The organism is Magnetococcales bacterium (assembly GCA_015231925.1).
Lineage (GTDB): Bacteria > Pseudomonadota > Magnetococcia > Magnetococcales > JADGAQ01 > JADGAQ01.
On the sequence record JADGAQ010000054.1, the window covers coordinates 1 to 23108 of the forward strand.

15 protein-coding genes are annotated in these 23108 nt (G+C 58.2%); 3 read left to right on the top strand and 12 right to left on the bottom strand.

The features are described 5' to 3' along the window. Nucleotides 1–322 precede the first annotated feature (322 nt). The 3 genes from HQL56_07980 to HQL56_07990 form a co-directional block, all read right to left on the bottom strand. On the bottom strand, nucleotides 323–1219 hold the full coding sequence (locus HQL56_07980; protein ID MBF0309449.1) for a hypothetical protein: 897 nt from the start codon (nucleotides 1217–1219) through the stop codon (nucleotides 323–325). Between the two features lie 199 nt (nucleotides 1220–1418). Then, nucleotides 1419–1709 (bottom strand): HigA family addiction module antidote protein, encoded by a 291-nt coding sequence (locus HQL56_07985; protein ID MBF0309450.1) that lies wholly within the window; start codon nucleotides 1707–1709, stop codon nucleotides 1419–1421. A gap of 3 nt (nucleotides 1710–1712) precedes the next feature. After that, nucleotides 1713–1907 (bottom strand): type II toxin-antitoxin system RelE/ParE family toxin, encoded by a 195-nt coding sequence (locus HQL56_07990; GenBank protein ID MBF0309451.1) that lies wholly within the window; start codon nucleotides 1905–1907, stop codon nucleotides 1713–1715. Nucleotides 1908–2755: 848 nt separating this feature from the next. On the opposite strand from HQL56_07990, the gene HQL56_07995 reads away from it, so the two are divergent. After that, complete coding sequence (locus HQL56_07995; GenBank protein ID MBF0309452.1) at nucleotides 2756–4423, top strand: c-type cytochrome; 1668 nt, start codon at nucleotides 2756–2758, stop codon at nucleotides 4421–4423. 598 nt (nucleotides 4424–5021) lie between these two features. Then, on the top strand, nucleotides 5022–6563 hold the full coding sequence (locus HQL56_08000) for a c-type cytochrome (GenBank protein ID MBF0309453.1): 1542 nt from the start codon (nucleotides 5022–5024) through the stop codon (nucleotides 6561–6563). A gap of 506 nt (nucleotides 6564–7069) precedes the next feature. Here HQL56_08000 and HQL56_08005 read toward each other — a convergent pair. The 4 genes from HQL56_08005 to HQL56_08020 form a co-directional block, all read right to left on the bottom strand. Beyond that, entirely contained in the window at nucleotides 7070–7954 is an 885-nt protein-coding gene (locus HQL56_08005) for a 2-oxoacid:ferredoxin oxidoreductase subunit beta (protein MBF0309454.1), read from the bottom strand. 471 nt (nucleotides 7955–8425) lie between these two features. After that, complete coding sequence (locus HQL56_08010) at nucleotides 8426–10204, bottom strand: 2-oxoacid:acceptor oxidoreductase subunit alpha (GenBank protein ID MBF0309455.1); 1779 nt, start codon at nucleotides 10202–10204, stop codon at nucleotides 8426–8428. Between the two features lie 517 nt (nucleotides 10205–10721). Then, on the bottom strand, nucleotides 10722–11759 hold the full coding sequence (locus HQL56_08015) for an FAD-dependent oxidoreductase (GenBank protein ID MBF0309456.1): 1038 nt from the start codon (nucleotides 11757–11759) through the stop codon (nucleotides 10722–10724). 4 nt (nucleotides 11760–11763) lie between these two features. Continuing rightward, a complete protein-coding gene (locus tag HQL56_08020) occupies nucleotides 11764–13563 on the bottom strand; it encodes an FAD-dependent oxidoreductase (protein MBF0309457.1) in 1800 nt (599 codons plus the stop codon). A 274-nt stretch (nucleotides 13564–13837) separates the two neighbouring features. Between HQL56_08020 and HQL56_08025 the strand changes: the two genes are divergently transcribed. Next, nucleotides 13838–16600 carry a PAS domain-containing protein gene (locus tag HQL56_08025; GenBank protein ID MBF0309458.1) on the top strand — a complete coding sequence of 921 codons (2763 nt, stop codon included), beginning with the start codon at nucleotides 13838–13840 and terminating at the stop codon, nucleotides 16598–16600. 285 nt (nucleotides 16601–16885) lie between these two features. Here HQL56_08025 and HQL56_08030 read toward each other — a convergent pair whose 3' ends face one another. From HQL56_08030 to HQL56_08050, 5 genes are all read right to left on the bottom strand, one after another. Continuing rightward, nucleotides 16886–18169 (bottom strand): TRAP transporter large permease subunit, encoded by a 1284-nt coding sequence (locus HQL56_08030; GenBank protein MBF0309459.1) that lies wholly within the window; start codon nucleotides 18167–18169, stop codon nucleotides 16886–16888. Next, nucleotides 18166–18777: a TRAP transporter small permease gene (locus tag HQL56_08035; GenBank protein MBF0309460.1), complete on the bottom strand. Its 612-nt coding sequence runs from the start codon at nucleotides 18775–18777 to the stop codon at nucleotides 18166–18168. Before HQL56_08035 ends, HQL56_08030 begins: the two co-directional genes overlap by 4 nt. A 71-nt stretch (nucleotides 18778–18848) precedes the next feature. Then, a complete protein-coding gene (locus HQL56_08040) occupies nucleotides 18849–19343 on the bottom strand; it encodes a transposase (GenBank protein MBF0309461.1) in 495 nt (164 codons plus the stop codon). Between the two features lie 66 nt (nucleotides 19344–19409). After that, nucleotides 19410–21863 (bottom strand): toll/interleukin-1 receptor domain-containing protein, encoded by a 2454-nt coding sequence (locus HQL56_08045; GenBank protein MBF0309462.1) that lies wholly within the window; start codon nucleotides 21861–21863, stop codon nucleotides 19410–19412. A 154-nt stretch (nucleotides 21864–22017) separates the two neighbouring features. Next, the gene (locus tag HQL56_08050) at nucleotides 22018–23025 is read right to left on the bottom strand and encodes a TRAP transporter substrate-binding protein (protein ID MBF0309463.1); all 1008 of its coding nucleotides are present in this window, start codon (nucleotides 23023–23025) and stop codon (nucleotides 22018–22020) included. Between the last annotated feature and the right edge of the window lie 83 nt (nucleotides 23026–23108).

Below are 23108 nucleotides of genomic sequence, written 5' to 3' on the forward strand. Positions count from 1 at the left end.
GCCCTGCAACTGTAAAGGAGAGGAGCCGGAAATGCCAGATGCGGGGAGAGGGGGGAGGAAATGGGGGGTGGAAGGGGGAGGAAGCTGGGAATATGTGTTAAGTTAGCCTTTCAATATTTAATCTTTTAAGTATCAAAAAATGGAAATGTTCTATCCTTTTATTTTTACATTTTTCTAATATATTTTTCAAAAGCCATATTCAGATTATACAATCTGCTCGATTATTCCAATAATAAAGAGGTCTAGTGTGGTTCAACTGTGCAACAGTCCCTGACCGCAAGGATGGACAAGAGACGTGGAAGGGGTTGTCTGGTTTGCGTCATTACTCCTTGATCACCCAAACTGGCTTGCCATTTTTCTCTTGCTTTATGATATTTAGAACACCCCCTTTACCGCAATATTTATGATTATTAAAGTCTGATAGATAGGTTATTATTGTCGATTCTTTGCATCCTAAGGATTTAAGATCGTCCCACGTAACCTCTTTCTGATTATAAAAAAGATTGCGAAAGCGTTCTTTACAATGACCTTTTCCAGACGATTCTTTCTTGTCACTTAACAACACTACATCATTATTGGGTTGTGATGGTTCTTCAACGATAAAAGTTAGAAACCGAAAGATTCCATTGGAACCTGCGTTCCTACTATAATCTGTCCATGAGGCAATGTATTTTCCATGAATCTTAAGAGATCCCTTTGCTTTTGTTTTTGCTGCCGCTTTCTCTGCCCATGCGAGATTTCCAGTAATTTCATGACCTTCCTTTAATGCGAATTTCATATCATTCCCTCTCCTGGACCCATTCCAGTAGAGTGGATCATTGGTAATACAAATAACGATTCCAACTTGCGCTTGCTTCTGATCCACGAACCACTCGACCCTAGATAAGTCATTTAAGATTCCAAAACGCCCATCATCTCTGGAACCTTCTGGAAAATTGAATTCCTCTCCACCATCCACATCAGGGAAGAATCTCCCTTTTCTCTTCGGATACTTTAACTCGATTATGTATATTATGTTTTCATATTCCATCCAGATATCGACTGCGGCTGTTCCAGAAACAGGGCGTTCGAGACGAATTCTGGCATCTGAATATCGCTCATAAAGGAAGCAGGCCAACGCATGTTGAAAATCGGCTTCAGAATGAAATATCGGACGCTTCTTGCTTAACTCCAAGAGCCATTCATCAATGTTTTGCTTGTTGAAAATTGTGGTATTCACAAATGGTTCTCCTTTTGCGGCAAGAAAGCGATAAACACTCTAGTACATTTTGAAACAGCCGTTTGATGCTCTGACAAAAATTGCAGACTCACTTTCCGAAGAAATAAATTACAAAGCTATAAAATAATCGCATATGATTTATATCATGCAAAATTAACAGCACTCTCATTGCAACTTCCTTAAGAATTTATTTAATATGTCAAGCTACCCCCGCCACCGGATGAACTCTCCGAGTGATCTCCTCCCCGTGGTCGCGTTCCACCACGGCAATATCGTATTGCCCCTGCAAGTCCAACCAAAATTGCGGGCTGTTGCCGAAATAACCCCCCAGACGTACCGCGGTATCGGCTGAAATACCCCGTCGACCGTTCACTATTTCGGTAATCCGCCCCGAAGGAACCCCGATACCAAGGGCCAAACGGTTGGCGCTCAGGTTGCGGGCCTGCAATTCACGTTTCAATAAACGCCCTGGATGAACGATCGGTGGCATGGATCACCCTGTGTGACAGTCTATAATTCCGACGTTATAGGCATCTCCATCAGCGAACTCAAGGCAGATTCGCCATGGTCCATTGACGGTCATTGCCCATTGATTTTTGCGATTGCCCTTCAGTTTGTGCAAACCAACGCTCGCCAAGGGACTGAGATCAAGCAGAATATTTCGCTGCACCTGAAGAACATTTACCAAGACGGTGAGCCAGACGCCGCCGCAACTGTCAAGGAATCCTTGACGGTTCGTAACCCTTCATCACCCCCCCCTCTTTCTGTCCTGCTTCCGGCAGGCAATCGGATTGTTCCAGCGCCTTTCAAGAAGACAATTGTTGCTGGAACGATCCATGGCGCGCTCGCGGTCCGTTTGGAAAAAAAACCCGAAGGACCGTAAGCTGGACAAGCCTGGACAGATAAACGTTCCGGGGCACTGCCCTGCCGTGGTGAACGAGAATCCCCCGACACCCGTTTACCGGAACAGATATTCCCCGTTTACCGTGCAACGTGCACGACCGGAGCGATAGCCCCCTGCCCTTCGGCTGGGGAGCGTCGGTTTCCGGATTTTATTATATTTTCCAGTATCACTTTGTATTATGAACGACCCAATCCATCAACAAACATGAAGATTGCAAAAAACCCCAGGCCCCCATCCGCCGCAAAGCCTTGTGCCACGCCATTTCCGGCTGGGTGATATCACACACCCGGTCTGGTTTTTCGATCAATTATTTCCAACCTTTCCCCGTCCCCCACTTGAAAAGCATAAAAAAATTGACGCGCATCAAGGTGTAAGCCGAGACCAACCGGCAAAGTGCAAAAATGAAGCGGTCGACTTCTCAAGGCGCCTCCGAGCGGTGTGACCGTCTCTTTTCACACACTCGCGTCGCAAGTTGACATGGATCAAGGGCAGTGGCCTTGCAAACTGCAATTATCCATCATGGCTGTGAAATATTTTTCTTATCGTTCTATTGAAAAACTCCTTTTCAATTTGAAGATAGTGCAAACCCATGTCCATCAAACCTCTGGTGTCGTATGAAGGAGCTTCAATAAATGAGAAAAGGAATGTTTCTTAAGAGCGCTGTTACAGTAGCCGGCCTTTTTGCTCTGACTATCGGCATGGCCGGGGCTGCGGAAACGGTCGCCGCGAAAGCCCTGCCAGAGGCTCCGGCCATCTCCAAGGAAGAGATGGAAGTGGGCAAGAAAATCTTCTTCGAGCGCTGCGCCGGCTGCCACGGCGTGCTGCGCAAGGGCGCCACCGGTAAGCCCCTCACCACCGACATCACCCGCGAAAAGGGCACCGATTACCTCAAGAACTTTATCACCTACGGTTCTCCGGCAGGTATGCCCAACTGGGAAGGAACCCTTTCCGCCCAGGAAATCGACCTCATGTCCCGCTACCTGCAGCACGAGCCCCCCCAGCCGCCTCCCTTCGGCATGGAAGACATGAAGGCCACCTGGAAAGTCATCGTGCCGGTGGACAAGCGCCCCACCAAGCAGATGAACAAATACAACCTGGAAAACATCTTCTCCGTCACCCTGCGTGATGCCGGAAAAGTGGCCATCATCGACGGCGACACCAAGCAGATCATCAACATCGTCGAAACCGGCTATGCCGTACATATCTCCCGTCTGTCCACCTCCGGCCGCTACCTCTTCGTCATCGGTCGTGACGCCAAGATCAATCTGATCGACCTCTGGATGGAAAAGCCCGACAACGTGGCCGTCATCAAGATCGGCATGGAGGCCCGTTCCGTCGAAACCTCCAAGTACAAGGGCTACGAAGACAAGTATGCCATCGCCGGATCCTACTGGCCGCCCCAGTACGTGATCATGAAGGGCGACACCCTCGAACCCATGAAGGTTGTTTCCACCCTCGGCAAGGTTCTCGGCGAAGGGCCGGACAAAGGCAAAGACCACCCCGAACCGCGTGTGGCCGCCATCGTGGCTTCCCACGAGCATCCCGACTTCATCATCAACGTCAAGGAAACCGGTGTGGTCCGCATGGTGGACTACTCCGACATCAACAAGCTGGCCACCATCGAGATTCCCACCGCCCAGTTCCTGCATGACGGCGGCTGGGACGCCACCCATCGCTACTTCATGTCCGCGGCCAACAAGTCCAACAAAATCGCCGTGGTGGACTCCAAGGAGCGTAAACTGGTCAGCCTGGTCGAAGTGGGCGCCATTCCCCATCCGGGCCGGGGGGCCAACTTCGTTCATCCCAAGTTCGGACCCGTCTGGGCCACCAGCCACCTGGGTGACGAAACCATCGACATGATCGGAACCGATCCCGTCAAACATCCCGAACAGGCCTGGAAAATGGTGCAAAGCATCAAGGGTCAAGGGGGCGGCTCTCTCTTCATCAAAACCCATCCCAAATCGACCAATCTGTGGGTGGACACGCCTCTGAATCCGGACACCTCGGCTTCCCAGTCCATCGCGGTCTTCGACATCAACAATCTGGAAAAGGGCTTCGAAGTCCTGCCGATCGGCGAGTGGGCCGGCGTGGGCGAGGGCATGAAGCGCGTGGTTCAGCCGGAGTATAACAAGGCCGGTGACGAAGTCTGGTTCGCCGTCTGGAACGAAAAGAACAACACATCCGCCCTGGTGGTGGTCGACGACAAGACCCGCAAGCTCAAGGCGGTGATCAAGGATCCGGCGTTGGTGACCCCGACGGGCCATTTCAACGTCTACAACACGGTGCATGACATCTATTGATGCCGTTCGGAGTCCGGATGCACTTGTAATGGTATGAAGAAGTTCAGGGGGGAATGGCCGGAAAGCTGTTCCCCCCTTTTTTCCTTTCAATATTTTATCTTTTAAATATCAAAAAAAGGAAATGTTCTGTCATTTGACGTTCATGTTATTCTTTATTTGTAACTGTTCAGACATACGGGGGTTCGGGGGGGATTATCCCCCCCGACGGGTCCAGGGCAGCGCCCTGGGACTTTTCCTTTCTCTTTTGATTCGGTCACGCTGCGCTGGGCAGGGGGCTGAATAGTTACATAAATTGATTGACTAATTCAGTATTAAAGAAAAAGTCAAAGAATAGAACATTTCCTTTTTTTGATACTTAGTAACTATTCAGACCCCTGCCCCGCACAGCAGGCCGAATCAAAAGACAAAGGAAAAGTCCCAGGGGTGCCCCCTGGACCCCATTGGGTCGGAAGTCAACGGCAAACGGAAAAGTCCCAGGGCGCTGCCCTGGACCCGTTGGGGGGGATAATCCCCCCCAAACCCCCGTATACCTGAACAGATACGATACTTAAAAGATAAAATATTAAACGGATGGGCTCAACCTGCGGGAGTTCGTGGCATGATGAAATTTATCCTGACCTGGCTGTGTCTGATTCCCGGTTTGGCCTTCGCCGACGCCGCCACCATCTACCTCCAGCACTGCGCCTCCTGCCACCATCCGGAACGCCTCGGCGGGACCGGCCCGGCCCTCTTCCCGGAAAATCTGGGTCGCCTCAAGCCCGAACAGGCTCAGGTCACCATCGCCCAAGGCCGCCCCGCCAGCCAAATGCCCCCCTTCCAGGAGAAACTCACCGCCGAGGAGATCCGCTCCCTGGTCTCCTACATCTACCAACCCTCCGATAAACCCATCCAGTGGGATATCGATCAGATCCGCTCCTCCCATCAGGTTCTGGCCCGCGATTTGCCCGCCAAACCCCGGTTCGACGCCGACCCCCTGAACCTCTTCGTCGTGGTGGAAACCGGCGATCACCATATCTCCCTGCTGGATGGCGACAAACTCGAAGTCATCCAGCGTTTTCCCACCCGCTTCGCGCTTCACGGCGGCCCCAAATTCTCCCCCGACGGACGTTTCGTCACCACCGCCTCCCGCGACGGCTGGATCTCCCTTTATGACCTCTACAACTTCGCTCTGGTCGCCGAAGTGCGCGCCGGCATCAATACCCGCAACCTCGCCGTCTCCGGCGACGGCAAAACCGTCATGGTGGCCAACTACCTGCCCCACACCCTCGTCGCCCTCGACGCCCGGGATCTGACCCCGTTGAAGGTGATTCCCGTCAGCGACGAAAAAAGCGGCAAATCCTCCCGGGTCAGCGCCGTCTACTCCGCGCCACCACGTCACACCTTCGTGGCCGCCCTGAAAGACCTGCCCGAAGTCTGGGAAATTCCCTACAACGACCAGGCCGCCCCCGTGATCACCGGCATGGTGCATGACTACCAACCCGCCTCCGGAGAAGCGCTGCCCGTGGCCAAAGGCCCCTTCCCGGTGCGACGCATCCTCGTCGAGGACTATCTCGACGACTTCTTCTTCGACGGCACCTACTCCTATCTGGTCGGCGCCTCCCGCGACGGCGGCTCCGCCCGTGTGGTCAACCTGGATGTGCGTCGCACCATCGGCAAACTCGACCTGCCGGGCATGCCCCATCTGGCTTCCGGCATTCTTTGGGAGAAGGATGGCGTGCCCATCCTGGCCACTCCCCATCTCAAGGAGGCCATGATCTCCTTCATTGACATGAAAAAATGGCAGATCATCAAGCGCATTGCCACCGAAGGTCCGGGATTTTTCATGCGCAGCCACGAAAACACCCCGTATGCCTGGGTCGACACCTCCATGGGTGGCAAAAAGGATCGCATCCACATCGTGGACAAACGCACCCTGGAAATCGTCAAGACCTTGCAACCCGCGCCGGGACGGCAGACGGCTCATGTGGAGTTCAGTCGCGACGGCAAATACGCTTTGTTGAGTGTTTCCGAAATGGATGGGGAGCTGGTGATTTACGACGCCGCCACCCTGGAAGAGGTGAAGCGTCTGCCCATGAAAAAGCCTTCGGGGAAGTACAACGTGTTCAACAAGATCAACCGGTCGTCCGGAACCAGCCACTGATCCGGAGCGGGAGAGGGAGAGGGAGTCCTCCAGATATACGGGGGTCCGGGGGGGATTATCCCCCCCGGCGGGGTTCGGGGCAGCGCCCCGAGGTTTTATCCGTTGACGTGTCCGTAAGCGGTCCGCCGCCGCCAATGAAATCGAAAAAGATGCCACCCCTTGCGAAGCGGATTTAACGCGGCGGACCGCGGGGGGGCAAGGGGGGGCCTCATCCCCCCATCTTTTGACGTTGACGTGCGCCGTTGACGTGCCCGTTGCCGGAAGACTTTGCGCAGCGGGAAAACCCGGCTGTTCGTCGAGGGTGAGTTCAAGGATGGGGGGATGAGGCCCCCCCTTGCCCCCCGCGGTCCGCCGCGTGAAATTCGTTGGGTGCGGTTGGCAATTTTCGGGATTTCATTGGCGGCGGCGGACCGCTACGGCAACAGTCTACGGCAACGGCCAACACCTTGGGGCTCCGCCCCAAACCCCGCCGGGGGGGATAATCCCCCCCGGACCCCCGTTTTGCTTTATCTCGTCGCGGCCCGGGTTTCCCCTCTTTGATGGGTGCCCCCGGCTTTGGTGATCAGGCTATCCAGGTTCTCCACCAGGGTCGGGCGATCCTCCTTGTAGAACAGACCCATTGCCGGAGCATCGGTGATCTGCGCCTCCCTCAAAGCCGCCATGCGATCCGAAGTGTCGTGATCTTTCGGCAGAGGACGCACCGACATGCCCAGATTGACGTAGGTCTTGCTGGTTTTGTCAAACGTCACGCAGGGGCTGAGGATATGCAGATAGGAGAAGCCTTTGTGAGCGATGGCCTGGGCGATCATCTCCTTCAGATGCGCCGGGTGGCCCGCGTAGGTCTGCCCCACCCAGGAAGCGCCGTAGGACAAGACCATCGACAGGGGATTCAGGGGGAGGTCCGGGTTCTCATACGGACTGGTGGAGGTGCGGAAACCCTGGGCCGAAAGGGGGGAGGTCTGACCTTTGGTCAGGCCGTAGATACCGTTGTCGAAGAGCAGGTAGGTGATATCGACGTTGCGGCGGGCGGCATGGGGAATGTGGCCGCCGCCGATGGCGAAGCCGTCGCCGTCACCGCCAACCCCGATGACCTGGAGTTTGTCGTTGGCCACTTTCACCCCGGTGGCCACGGGCAACACCCGACCGTGCAGGGTGTGGAAGCCGTAGAGGCTCAGGAAGAAGGGGAAGCGGGAGGAGCAGCCGATGCCCGAGACCACGACGGCTTCGTCCGGGGCGATGCCCATGCGGTTCATGGCGTCGGTGACCCCTTCGACGATGGCGAAGTAGCCGCAGCCGGGGCACCAGGTGGGAAGGGCGCGGGAGCGGAAGTCCAGACGACCGCTTTCCTGAACTTCGCGGAGTTTGTCGTCCACATACACGATTTGATCCATGACAGCACCATTTTTCATCAGGAGGGGTGAAACGCCCGCAACACCGTGGGAAAATCTTTTGACTTTCAATATGTTATCTTTTAAGTGTCAAAAAAAGGAAATGTTCTGTCCTTTGACTGTTCTTATTTATCTTTCTCACGAGTTAACTATTCAGGCCACTGCACAGTGCGGCATGATCGTGTCAACGGCGAAAGGAAAAGTCCCAGGGGTACCCCCTGGACCCCATGGGGTTGAAGGTCAACAGCAAAAGGAAAAGTCCCAAGGCGCTGCCCTGGACCCGTCGGGGGGGGATAATCCCACCCGAACCTCCGTATACCTGAACAGATACCTCACGAGTTAATTGTAACACATAAAAAAGTCAAAACATTTCCTTTTTTTGATACTTAAAGGCAACATATTGAACGTCAAAAGAATACCATTCTTTGGTTTCGGGAGTTTTGCAACTCCCTCAACCAAATGAACGGAACCCGGCTATCCCGCCAGCTTCTCGATCATCTCCAGAATATCCTCCACCGGCATCGGCCCCCCCGGCACCCGGCTCAACTTCACCACCGGCCTGGCCAACGCCCCCTGCACCAACCCGGCAAACTGGCCCTCCCAGTTCAACTCCGGCACCAACACCTGATCACACTCATCCATGAAAGCCCGAATCGCCTCCACCGGCAACGGCGACAACACCACCACCTTCATCGCCGCGCAACGGATCCCCTTGGCCCGCGCCATCTCCATGGCCTCCAGACACTCCCCGAAGGTCGAGCCCCAACTCAGCACCCCGACTTTGACGCGCCCCGCATCCCCGAACCGCTTCCACACCGTGAAATCGGGATGGTGCAACACCCCCAGCAACTTTTGATGCCGCTTGCGGCTCATGGCCTCGTGCATCGCCGCCTGATCGTTGGGGCGTCCCTCCTCGTTATGCTCCAGACCCGTGATCACATGGGTGCAGCCCGGATCCCCCGGAATCGCCCGCGGACTGACGCCGTCCTCCGTCAGGGCGAAACGCCGGTATACCTCTCCCGGCTCCAACCGTTTCACCGCCTTGTTGGCCTCCAACTCGAAGGGAGCGCCGGTTTCCGAAAGCATCACCGTCTCGTAGCGGTTGGAGAGGTAGAGATCCAGCAGCACGATGACCGGGGTCTGATAACGCTCCGCCATTTCGAAGGCCTTGCCGGCGCAACGGTAACAGCCCTCCACGTTGGTGGGGGCCAGCACGATGCGCTGCGAATCCCCCGGAGAACCGAAGATGGCCGCGTTGAGGTCGGACTGCTCGGTTTTGGTGGGCATGCCCGTGGAGGGTCCGCCCCGTTGGGAGACGAAAACCACACACGGCACCTCCGCCATGGTGCCCAAACCCAGCATCTCCGCCATCAGGGCCAGACCCGGTCCGGAGGTGGCCGTGGCCGAACGCGAACCGGCATACCCCGCCCCGATGGTGGCGGCGATGGCCGAAATTTCGTCTTCGGTTTGCATCAACCGCTTGCCCCGCTTGGGCATCTCCACGGCCAGCCGCTCCATGATGGAGGTGGCGGGGGTGATCGGATACCCGAAGAAGGTGGAGATTTCCGCCTCCATGCAGCCTTGCACCACCGCCGCGTTGCCGCTGAGCATGGCCACCCGGTTTTTCGAGGCCCGCCCCTCTTCTCCCGAGGCGCCGAAGGCGACATCATCCAGCTTGAAGGTGGCCCGACCCGCGTCGAAGCCCGACTGAAACGCCGCCACGTTGCGGTTGACCACCGCTTCGCCCTGTTTGCCGAACTTCTTCTGCACGATACGGGTGAACACCCCCGGCGGAATGCCGCACAGGCCCGCCACGAAACCCAGGATCACCAGATTGCGCGAACGGGCGCTGCCCGTGGCCTTCTCCGACATCTCCCGGATGGGAATGGCGTAGGGTATCTGTCCCGGACCCACATGGGCGCTCAGATGGGCCCCCTCCTCCAGTTGCACCAGCGGTTTCGACTCGTAGATCACCGCGCCGCAATCCCGTACTTCTCCGACATGGGGCAGGGTGTGGCTGTCGTCCAGGGAGACCAGCACATCCGATTGCCGTTTCAGAGAGTAGGCCTGCTGGGTGGTGATGCGCAGCCGGGCGATACATTTGCCGAAGCCCCGGATTTCCGGGGGATAGACATCGAAGCTGATCACCCGGAAACCGGCGTCCGCCACTGCGTGGCGCAGGATGTCGCCCGCCGCGATGGTTCCGTCGCCCGCCGAGCCGCAAATGGCGATTTGAATGTCTGTGGCAGCCATCAATTACTCCTTACACACCAGAGCCCAGAACGCCCGCAACCAATCCTGATTATTCCTTTCAATATTTTATCTTTTAAGTATCAAAAAAAGAAAATGTTCTATCCTTTGACGTTTTTCCGTATCCGTTCCGATATACGGGGGTTCGGGGGGGATTATCCCCCCCGACGGGTCCAGGGCAGCGCCCTGGGACTTTTCCTTGCGCCGTTGACCTTCAACCCCATGGGGTCCAGGGGGCACCCCTGGGACTTTTCCTTGCGCCGTTGACCTTCAACCCCATGGGGTCCAGGGGGCACCCCTGGGACTTTTCCTTGCGCCGTTGATAGGATCATGCCGCGCTGTGCAGGGGCTATGAATATTTAAGTTTTTAATAATTATTCTTGCAAAACATTTTCTAAGAAAAACCAAGTCAAAGGACAGAACATTTCCTTTTTTTAATACTTAAAAGACAACATACTAAAAGGCAAAGGATTCCAGGGTTTCGGGAGTTTTGCAACTCCCTCAACCCCGTCAATTCCACTCAATCGTATTCCCAAAAGGGCGAGGTAACCCGCCCCTCGTCGTCGAAACGCAAATGTTCGTCCTGCGTCGACACGAAAGGCTCGTCGCCCCCGGTCATGTTGCAGGCCGCCACCGCGCCCATGGCCCGCACATTGCGGTGTCCGTAGTAGAAGCGATAGCTGTGACTCTCCGCCGACCAGATCTGGCAGACATCCCCGGCGGCGTAGATGTTGGCATCGTTGGTGCGCAACGAGGTACTCACCAGCAGGCCCCGTTCGATATCGGTGCCCGACCCCACCATGAACTCCACGGAAGGGGTCAAGCCGAGAAAGGGCATGACCACGTCGCCGTAGATTTCGCTGCCGTTGCCGAAACAGACGCGACGGGCGGGCAACCCCGGCGCACCCTCCTCGATGGTGGCCACGCCGCCCAGAGCATCGCCGTCCAGCAGTTCGATGCCCATGCGGGTCAGGCTCTCCAGGAAGGTTTCCCGCTCCTCCCCCGTCACCTGATGGGGCCAGAAGGTGGTCTCCCCGGTGACCAGCGCCACCCGATAGCCCACGCCCAACAGGTTTCGAGCCAGATCGAGGCCGATCATGTCGCCCCCCAGCATGACCACGCGGCCCCCTTCCGGCAAAGCCCGTCGCAAGACCATGGCCGCCTCGTAGGACCCGAAGACGTGGAACAGCCGTTTGTACTCCGCCAGCTCTTCCGGCAGATGGCCGCGTCCGCCGGAAGCCACCAGCAGCTTGTCGTAATGCAACGCCTCGTTGTGACCCAGCACCACCTGCCGTTTGACCGGATCCACATGGGTCACCCAGCAGTCCCGACGCACCGCGATGCGCCGTTCCAGGTAGTGGTCCGGCTTGTTGGCCAGAAAGGCCCGCCAGTTCTCCTCCCCCTTGAAGACCTGGGGCAGCAGATAGCGGTTGTAAAAGAGCAGACGGCTGTTGGTGACGATGGTCACCCGGCTGGCGGGATCCCGATCCCGCAGCACCTCGGCGGCCTGATTGCCGGCCACCCCGTTGCCGATGATCACATAATGGGTTGCGCTCATGATTTCATCCGTCCACGGTGACCAGTTCGTTGCGGGTGATGGCGATGCAGGCCACCGGACAAACCTTGTAGCAGGCCCCGCAGCGAATGCATTCGTTGTTGTCGATCCAGATGGCCGCCACCCGGTTCCACTCCTTGGTTTCGGTCAACTTGCCGAAGCTGCCGTCCGACTGCATCTCCACGCCGCTGACCAGCTTGATGCAGTTGCGCGGAGCCACTTCGATGCAGGCCCGGCAGTAGATGCAACGATTGACGTCGATCTGATAGCGCAGGTCGCAGAGGTAACAGCGTTTCGACTCTTCGGCGGCGGCTTCGCGCTCCATGCCGCTCTCCACTTCGCGGCTGGCCGGTTTGAAGCGGTTGGCCAGGGCCACCGTGGGCATGGGCTGTTTGGGAATGTAGTTGCAGGAAGCCTCCCGGGTGGGTCCGGCCACCGGCTCGATGCGCACCAGGGTGCGGCGGGTGCGGCCCACCAGCCAGGTGTCCATCAATCCCGCCAGATGCCGCCCGTGGCCGATGGCCTCGATGGCCGTGCTGGCCCCTTTCACGTAGTCCCCGGCAGCGAACAGCCCCGGAACCGAGGTCATGCCGTTGGCGCCGATGCGTACCGTGCCGCCCCGGTCCAGCTCGACCCGCACATCCAGAAAGCTGTTCACCGTCTGTTGACCGATGGCGATGATCAGCGTGTCGCAGGGTTCGACGAACTCCGACTTCTCGATGGCCAGGGCCTGACGCCGTCCGTTGGCGCGCCAGCCGCCCAGGCGGTTCTGCACGAACTCCACCCCCGTCAGCCGACCCTGTTCGTCGAGGCGCACCCCCACCGGGGTGCGCAAGCCCTTGATGCGTATGCCCTCCCGCTTGGCTTCGAACAGCTCCTCGTGGGTCACCGGCATGTACTCTTCACTGGTGCGGATGTGAATGGTCACCTCCTGCGCCCCCAGCCGACGCGCCACCCGGGCGCAGTCCAGCGCCGTGAAGCCCGCACCCACCACCGCCACCCGACGCCCCACCCGCTTGTTCTGCCCGCGGTGCAGCTCCACCAGGAAATCGAGGCCGTATTCCACGTCCTTGATCACCCTGGCCGCGTCCTCTCCCTCCGGAACACCCGTCAACGGCAGTCCCGTGGCCGCCATGCAGCCGGTACACAACAACACCGCGTCGAACTCGGCCAGCAGGGTGGATACCCGCGTCTCACCCTTGCCGTTGCCCACTCCCGCCCCCAGCCGCAGGGCCACCCCCAGCCGCAGGGCGTTGTGCAGCTCCACGTCCAGAACCGGGCGCGGCAGGCGGAACTCCGGGATGCCGTAACGCAACATGCCCCCGGCCCGCTCCTCCTTCTCGAAGATCACCACGTCGTGACCCAGCAGCGACAGATCGTGCGCCGCCGCCACCCCCGCCGGTCCCGCGCCCACCACCGCCACCCGCTTGCCCGTCGGCGCGTAGAGCCGCTCGGTAATGCGGTGTCCCACATCCTTCATGTCCGCCGCGGAACGCTTCAGATGGCAGATGCTCACCGGATCCCCGTTGCCGGGCCAGCCGTGGCGACAGGCGCTCTCGCACGGGCGCGAACAGATACGTCCCAACACCCCCGGAAGCACATTGGCCTCCCGGTTGGTCTCGTAGGCCCGGCCATGCTCCCCCTGGCTGATCATGCGAATGTAGGCCGGTACGTTGGTTCCCGCAGGACAGGCGCTCTGGCAGGGCACGTTCTGCCGCACCCAGCCCACGTCGCGCACATCCCCGGAAAGCTGTACTCCCGGCCCCGTACCCTCGTCCGGCGGGGTCGGCACCCCCCCGCGGTCCATCCATTTTCCCTGCATCGTTCGCTCCCAAATTGCGAGGTTCCCCTCTCCCTTCATGGCGGTATCACCCTATTTTATCTCACAACAAAATGCAAACCATTTAATAACAAAATAAGATCTTAATTATTAGAATATCAGGTAATTCGAATATTGTGATGGAGTAAAGGTTATATCGGTAAGGGTCGATTTGCCGCCACCGGCGATTTTTAACATTTTCGCTCCACTTTGTGGTATGGTGCCACCTTCGGATGGCCCCTTTGATACACGCACGACCTTCATGAGCGAGCGCAAACGTCTCCCCTACTCCCTTTCCGAAAAGGCTCAGTGGCTGTTGCTGGGGCTGGTACTGCTGCTGGCCGGGCTTGGCGTGGCCTTGAACGTGTTCCGGGAATACCGCGAAACCGACTCCCGCGAACAGGAACGTCTGCATGCTCAAAACCACGTCATCGCCGGCAACATGGTGCAGCAACTGGTTTCGGCCAATCTGGCCCTGATGGCCATTCGCGACGCCCTGCCCTCCTGGGAGGCCCCGCCGGAGGAGTGGCAACGTTTCAACACCTTTCTTGACGTGTTGTGCAAGGCCATGCCCAGCATCCGCACCCTGCATGTCATGGATGCCACGGGCACCATTCGCGCCGCCAACCGCACCGAGCTGGTGGGGGGCAATTTCAGCTATCGGGAGTATTTTCAAATTCCCCGGCAGAACAACCGCATCGACCGGTTGTATGTCTCCCCCCCCTTCACCTCCGTGCTGGGGGTGCTGTCCATCAATCTGGGACGGGTGGTGGCCGGTGCGGAGGGACGTTTCGGGGGACTGATTTCCGCCACGCTGGATCCGAACTATTTCAAACCGTTGATGGAATCGGCCCTCTACGCCCCGGATATGCGCATCGCCATCCGGCACGAAAGCGGGGGGCTTTTCCTGGACACTCCCGCAGGCTCACCCTCCCAAGAGCAAACCCGGCAGCTGGAGATACATCACACCATCGAGCTGCCCGAACCCGAAGCGGACCACAGCCTGGAAGTGATAACCAGCCGGAAGCACGAGGCCATTTTCGCCACCTGGCGACATGGGCTGGCCATGCAGTTCGCCCTTTTCGCCCTGCTGGTTCTCTTCGCCGTTCCGGGGTTGATGGTGCATCAGCGCCGGCAACGCGCCTTTCACCGTTTCACCCGTTTTCACCGTCTGATTCTCGACAGCGCCGGCGAGGGCATCGTCAGCCTCGACACCGGGGGGCGGATCACCTTCGTCAACGCCTCGGTGCAGCGTCTGCTGGGGTGGGAGCCCGACGACATCCTGGGGCAGCCCTGTTCGATTCTTTTCGACACGCCGCCCCCCTCCTGCGATCTGTCCGGCAGCGAACCCCGTTTCGTCGCGGAGACCCGTCTGCGCCGCAAGGAGGGTTCCACCGTACCCGGCTCCTTCTCCCTGACCCCTTTGCGGGAAGGCGAGAGCGGCGGGGTACTCATCTTCCGGGAACTGGGAGAGCTGCACGCCTCCCGCGAGCAGAACCGCAGCCGGCAGGTCGAGCTGCAGACCATCATCGACGCCATTCCCGCCTATATCTTCGTGAAGGATCTGCATAACGGCTTTCGTCTTTGCAACGCCACCCTGGCCCGTGCCATCGGTGTGGACAAGGAGGCCATCATCGGGGTTTCGGCCAATGCCCTCTTTCCCCCGGAGTTGGCCGACGGCTATTACGCCGATGATCAGGAGATCTTCGCCTCCGGTCGGCCCAAGCTCGACATCGTGGAGCCGGGATACACCGTGGATGGGCAGGAGGGGTATTTTTCCACCAGCAAGGTGCCCCTCTACGATCACGAAGGCCGATTGACCGGCGTGGTGGGCATCGCCGTGGATATCACCGCCATCAAACGGGCCGAGGAGTCCCTGACACGGGCCAAGGAGGAGGCGGAACGGGCCAGTCAGGCCAAAAGCGCCTTCCTGGCCGCCATGAGCCACGAAATCCGCACCCCCATGAACGTGCTGATCGGCATGGGCGACGTGCTGGCGGAATCGGCGCTGGATCGCGAACAGCGCGGTTATGTGGAAAAAATCCAGAAAGCCGGCGGCAGTCTGCTGGAACTCATCGATCAGATTCTGGATCTCTCCCGCATCGAAGCCGGGCAGTTGGATCTGGCGGAAGTGCGGACCGATCTGCGGGCGCTGTTGCACGAGGTCATCGACCTGCTGGAGGTGGTGGCTGCGGAGAAGGGGGTCGGGCTGCATCTGGAAATCGCCCCGGCGATGCCGTCGTGGTTCCTTTTCGATCCGGGACGGCTGCGTCAGGTGCTGTTCAACCTGTTGGGCAATGCGCTCAAATTCACCGATCAGGGACGGGTCGTCCTGCGGGCGGCGATGGCGGCGGAACAGGGTATTCTGCTGGAGGTGGAGGATACGGGAATCGGCATTCCGGGCGAGCAGGTCGCCACCATCTTCGATGCCTTCACCCAGGCCGATTCCAGCATCACCCGTCGCTTTGGCGGCACCGGACTGGGTTTGACGGTCAGCCGTCATCTGGTGGAGCGCATGAGGGGGCATATCCAGGTCGAAAGTCATCCCGGAACGGGCAGTCTCTTCCGGGTGACGCTGCCCCTGTCACCGGTCGACGCGCCGCATGAGGTCATGGCGCCGTCGCATCGCCGCGACGGGAACGGCCGGTTGGCCGAACCGCACATTCTGGTGGTGGACGACTCCGTCGACAATCAGGTGTTGATTCGCGCCTTTTTGAAAAATCTTCCCTGTCGACTGGAGGTGGCGGGTAATGGATTGCAGGCTTTGCAGATGACGGCGGCCCAGTCTTTCGATTTGATTCTCATGGATATGCAGATGCCGGTCATGGACGGATATACCGCCACGCGGGAGATGCGACTCCGGGAGCGGGAAGAGGGGGGGACGCCGCTGATGATTGTGGCGTTGACGGCGCATGCCCTGAAAGGGGAGGAGGAGAAGTGTTTGCAGGCGGGATGTGACCGGTATCTGGCCAAACCGATCAAGAAACAGCGACTGATCGGGCTGATCGAGGAGCTGGTGAAATAATATGATTTTTTTGACGTTTAATATTTTATCCTTTAAGTATCAAAAAAAGGAAATGTTCTGTCCTTTGACGTTATCTTTATGGGACTTTCGCCGTTGACGTTCAACCCCATGGGGTCCAGGGGGCACCCCTGGGACTTTTCCTTTCGTCGTTGACGCCAACATGCTGCACGGTGCAGGGGTCTGAAGGGTTGACTTTATTATAAAAACATATTTATAAAGTCAAAATAGAAAGTCAAAGGATAGAACATTTCCTTTTTTTGATACTTAAAGGATAAATATTGAAAGTCAAATCATACCAAGCAACCTCGGCAGCCACAGGGAAAGCCCCGGCCAGTAGGTGACAATCACCAAAAAGACCAACATGGTAACCAACCACGGCATCACGGCAATGGTCACCTCCGTCAGCCCGCTGTGGGTAATCCCGCTGGCCACATACAAATTGAGCCCCACCGGCGGCGTCAACATGCCCACCTCCATGTTGACGGTAATCAAAATGCCGAAATGCACCGGATCGATCCCCAGGCTCCGCGCCATGGGAAACAGAATCGGCGCCATGATCAACACAATCGACGTGGGCTCCATGAAGTTGCCCGCCAGCAGCAGAATCAGGTTGACGATAAGCAAAAAGGTGAACGGATTCAAGCCGATATCCAGCATCCAGGCCGCCAGGTGCTGGGGAATGTTCTCGTGGGTCAGCAAAAAGGAGAACATCACCGCATTGGTGATGATGTAAAGCAGCATGGCGCTCATGTTGGCCGAAGCCAGCAGCACCTTGGGCACCTCCCGGAGGGTCATGTCCTTGTGGACGAAGACCGCAACCCAGAAGGCGTAGACCGCACTCACCGCCGCCGCTTCCGTCGGGGTGAAAAGCCCGGTGTAGATGCCGCCGATGACCACGATGATGAGGCTTAGTCCCCAGACCGCCTCTTTGAAGGTGAGCCAGCGCTCTTTCCAGGAGCATTTCGGCTGACGGGGGTAGTTGGCTCGGGAGGCGCGCCACCAGGTGGTGAAGCCCAACATCAGGGCCAGCATCACTCCCGGCATCAATCCGGCGATGAAAAGGGCCCCCACGGAGGTATTGGTGGCCACCGCGTACATCACCAGCACGATGGAGGGGGGAATCAGAATGCCTAACGCCCCGGCGGAGGTGATGACGCCGGTGCCGAAGCGGGGCGGAAAGCCGACGCGGACCATGGCGGGCATCAGAATGGCCCCGATGGCGGCCACCGTGGCGGGGGAAGAGCCGGAAACCGCCGCGAACAGAGCGCAGGCCACCACTCCGGCCAAACCCAATCCGCCGTGCAGATGGCCCACCATGGCGATGGCGAAGCGGATCATGCGACGCGCCACCCCGCCGTGGGTCAGGAAGTTGCCCGCCAGGATGAAGAAGGGAATGGCCATGATCTCGAATTTCTCGATGCCCGTGAAGAGCTTCATGGCCACCGCTTCGATGGGCACCTGGGTCATGGTGAAGAGGAAGGTCAGCACCGTCAGTCCCAGCGCGATGGAGATGGGCATGCCGGTGATCAGCAGCAGCGTCAGCAGAACGAAGATCAGCAGGGCGCTCATGGCTTGCCCCGCCCCCCGCCGGAGACGGAAATGGCCTCTTCGGGGTGGATGACTTCACCCTCCTGTTCCAGGTCGTCGATTTCCATGCCTTCCACGGCGGAGTGGTCGTGGCGGGGCAGTTCGTCGTGGCGCAGGAAGTGGCGTCCCACCTGCAGGAAGCGGAAGGACATCAGGAAGGAGCCCAGGGGCAGGCAGAGGTAGACCAGCCACATGGGGGCCTCCAGGTCCGGGGAAGTTTGATCGGTTTGGGCGATTTTCCACACCATGTGGGTGGCCAGCAGGCCGATGGTGGCGGTGAAGCCGAAGCCGCCGGTCAGTCCCAGCAGGATGACGCGGCGACGCCAGGCGGGTTGCAGCCGGTTGACCAGCACGTCCACCCCGACGTGAATGCCGGTGCGCACGCCGTAGGCGGCGCCGAATTTGGCCATCCAGATGAAGAGGAAGATGCACAGCTCCTGGGCCCAACTGGTATCGAAGCGGAAGAGGAAGGGGAAGAGGAAGGGGATGCCCAGGGCGTAGCGATGCACCACCGCCACGAAGATGATCAGGGTGGCCGCTCCCATCAGGAAGGCGATGAGCCACTCTTCGAGATTATCCAGTAGTTTCATGGTTCCTGCTCGGAATCCGGAACGAGTGCCTCACGGTGTCGCAGCGGGCTGCATGGCAACACCCTTGGCGCCTAATCGGGAAAGATCTCTTCCAGAGAGCTTGCCTTCAACACCTGAACGCACCATTGGCCGATCTGTCGGCTATCCGCCGCATGGATCCGGGTTACGATCCTTTCCGGAAGAGCGCCGAAACGGCTTTCCAGCAACAGCCGCAGCAGGGAACTCTCTCCCTCCAGACGGCCTTCCTGACGGCCTTCCTGACGGCCTTCCTGACGGCCTTCCTGGCGACCCTCCAGACGGCCTTCCTGCAGGGCCTCGTGCCGCCACTCCTGTCTTAATCTCTCTTTCCAGGCTTCCATACGGGTCTGCAACATGGTCGGCATCTCCATCAGCTCGCGGGGAAGAGTCGGAGTGGGGGCCGGCTCTCCGCTCAGGTCGGTAAAAGCGCCCCACAACATATCGGTCAGAAGCCGCAGCAGATCCTGGTATTCGGGACGCCGTTTCAACCAGGAGACCAGCTCCCCGGCAATGGTTTGCAACTCTTCCGCATTGTGACAGTGTTCCATGCGAAAAACCAGCGCCGTGAGTGAGTCGCGTTCTCGCGGCAGGGAGGCCCCCCGGCGCAGTCGCCGTCAAACGGACCCCGACGCCTTGCGGCTGTTCTCCTCCAGCCGACGCCGCACCTCGGCGGCTTCGTCGGGGAGGTGCATTTCCTCCAGCAAGATGATCAGGTTGTTGGCGGTCAAAGCAATGTAGGGATGCCCGGCGGGGAGTTTGGCCAATCGGATTTCAAAGGCGCGTTGCAGGCGGGTGCGGGCTTCGGGCAATCGGCCAAGATCCTGGAGGACTTCTCCCAGGTTGTTAGCAAATAAAGCCACATTGGGATGATCCGAGCCATGGACCTGCTCACCGATGGCCAGGGCTCGTTCCACATGAGGCAGGACCTCTTCCAAACGGCCAAGGCCCAGAAGGATTACTCCCAGATTGTTAACATCCTTGGCCACCATGGGATCATCCGGGCCATAAACCTTCTCATCGATAGCAAGAGCTCGTTCCGCATGAGGCAGGGCCTCATCCAAACGGCCAAGAGCTTGGAGGACTATTCCCAGATTGTTGGCATATAGGGCCACCTGGGGATGATCCGGGCCATGGACCTTCTTACCGATGGCCAGGGCTCGTTGCATATGAGACAGTGCCTCATCCGGACGGCCAAGATCCTTGAGGATTGCCCCCAGATTGTTGGCTCGTAAGGCCACCTTGGGATGATCTGGACCATGGACCTTCTCATCGATGGCCAGGGCTCGTTCTGCATATGGCAGGGCCTCTTTCAAACGGCCAAGAGCCTGGAGAATCTGGCACAAGTTGTTTGCAAATACAGCCAATTGCCTATCCTCGGCAGGCAAGACCTCCTCGGCCAACCGAAAGGCCCTTTGTTGAAGCTCCAGCATCTGGGAATAACGACCCATGGTGCTCAGAAACACTCCGGCCTCATTCAGCAACCTGGCCAAATCCAGCTTCTGCTCTTCGGGCCACTCCACCGGGGCGGTCACCACCAGAACATGGGGAAAAAGCCGTTCGCTGGGCGGCCAGGTTTCCAGGTCAGCCTGTTTAAATGAAAAGGCCATTCTCAGTAATTTTACCGCCTTGTAACGATTGGCCTGTTCCACCACCACACCCATGCGCTCCCGGGTCACGAGCTGAACCAGGCGATGGATGGCAAGATCCTTTTCTTTGACCTCCACCAAAGAGTGGCGTCGCAAGCCGCCGATGGCCTCCCAGAAGGTCGTCTCCTCCATGCCAAGATAGGGTCGCAGCAGATCCAGGGGGATGGTCTCCGGGGCCAGGAGCGAGAAGAGATTCAGCAGCTCCTTACTCTCCGGGCTCAACCTGTCCATGGCCATGGCCCAGGTGGTGGCCAGGGTGGCGGGGTAGTCGCGGAGCTTTTTGCCCTTGTGCAGCATCGGAGAGGTTTGCTTTTCAAACAGACTGGCATAGTCGCCGAAAGGCATGCTGGTTTCCGCCAGGTAGGCCGCCGCCTGGGTCAAAGCCAGGGGCAGATACCCCAGCAGTTTCGCAACCCGTTTGGCCCCGGTTTCATCCTGTCGTTTGGTGCGATTCAGCAGAAAGGCCACCGACTCTTCCAGACGCCAGATTGCCAAAGCAATGGACGCCTCCTCCCAATCGTGATGGCGAGAGGTGATCAGCAAATGCCCTTTGGGGTGAAGCGGCAGCCAGGGGTGCAGGGCTTCGGGAGCTTCAGCGTTGTCAAAAATCAGCAGCCAATCCTTTTCCCGGTTCAACCAGTCGTGGACAAAGCGGCGTTTGGCCTCGATATCCCCTTCCACGCAGCCCAGCTCCCGCGCCAGGGCATCGAAACCCGCGCTCAACCCCCCTTCGGTTTCCGCCGCCAGCCACCAGACCCGTTGATACTCCCCGAGATGGCGATGGGCGTATTCCAAAGCGGTCTGCGTCTTACCGATGCCGCCCAGCCCGTGGATGGTCTGGGTCAGGGCCTGGGTGGCGGTGGTGGCGAAACCTTGGGCCAACTGGCGCAACACCTCCTCCCGTCCGGTAAACAGGGGGTTGCGGGAAGACAGGTTGTGGTGGCAGGTGACGGATGCAGGCGTTGCCGGAACGGAGGCGAGCTCATCAGCGATTTCTACTATTTTATCAGTGATTTCTTTCCAAGCTCGATCGGGATCGGTATAGGATTTGACCGAGTTGCCATCCTTGGGCAAGACCTGGTATTTGGAAATGTGGGCCTGCTCCCAATTGCACTCCCTGATAATGATCGGCACCAGCCGGGTTCGTCCGGTGCGGTGTTGCTCCAGCAGTTGAGGAACCTCTTCATCCTGGATGAAATCGGAGGCCAGAAAATCGGCGCTGATCAGCAGGATTCCCATTTGGCTTTGTTGCAAAGCCTTAATGATCTGGGGTTGCCACTTCTCACCAACCTTAATATTCCGATCCGTCCAGAGCCGGATTTTCTTCTGGCGAGCCTGAACTTTGAGGAATTTGACCAGCTCGTCCTTATAGGCTTCATCTTCATGGGCATACGAAATGAATAGATCGACAGGATCGCTCATCAATCGGCTCGATGACAGGCAATGAGGGAAAAGGCGGGTCTCCTTCCCGCTTTGGCGGGAAGGAGCAGAATAGAGGAGGAAAAAAATAAAAACAACACCTCGGGGCGCTGCCCCGAACCCCGCCGGGGGGGATAATCCCCCCCGGACCCCCGTATTACAACTTCGCTGGGTCGAAACCCGTCTCTTTGTAAATGGACTCCAACAACTCCCTGCCCACCCGGTCGGCCATCTCGCCATGCACCTTGACCATGGCCTTCTTCCACTCCAAACGCTGCTCCGGCGTCAACACCACCACCTGCGTCCGGCCCGAAGCCTTCACTCCCTCCAGCGCCTTGTCGTTCTCCTCCTTGGCAATCTGGTTGGCGTAAGCCGTGGCCTCCATCATGGCCCGATCCAACTGAACCCGAACATCCGGGGCCAGATTCTCCCAAAAGGCCTTGTTCACAATCACCGCATAGCCCAGATAGCCATGATTCGAAACCGTCAAATGCTTCTGAACCTCATGCATCTTCTGGGTGAAAAAGTTGGAAACCGGATTCTCCGTGCCATCCACCACCCCGGTCTGCAACCCCTGATACACCTCCGAAAAAGCCATGGTCTGCGGCACCGCGTTCATCGACCGCATCTGCGCATCCAACACCTTCGACGACTGAATGCGCAGCTTCAACCCCTGAAAATCCTTCACCCCCAACAAGGCCCGGTTGGCGCTCATCTGCTTGAAGCCGTTGTCCCAAAATGCCAGTCCCAAAATGCCCTTGGCCTCCAGCCGCTTCAACATCGCCTGACCCACCGGACCCTGGGTCACCTTGTGCAACTCGTCGTAATTGTCGAACAAAAACGGCAGATCAAACGCCTCGAACTCCTTCACCCCCAACGGCCCGAACTTGGCCAGCGAAGGCGCCAACATCTGCACCACCCCCATCTGCAAAGCCTCCAGCTCCTCCTTGTCCTTGAAAAGCTGGCTGTTGGGATAAACCTCCACCTTCACCCGATTCTGGGTGTAAAGCGCCGCCAAATCGCGAAACTTCTCCGCCGCCTTGCCCTTCGGCGTCTCCACCGCCACCACATGGCTGAACTTGATCACCACCGGCTCGGCCGCAACCGCGGCCCCGGAAAGACCGAGGCCCAACAAAACAGCCAGGAATCCCGCAACAATTTTCATAATTTAGCTCCACTGTTCGCAATGGATGGAAGAATCACCACCACAGCGTAGCCAAAGAGTTGCACCGACGCAAGCACAGCCTC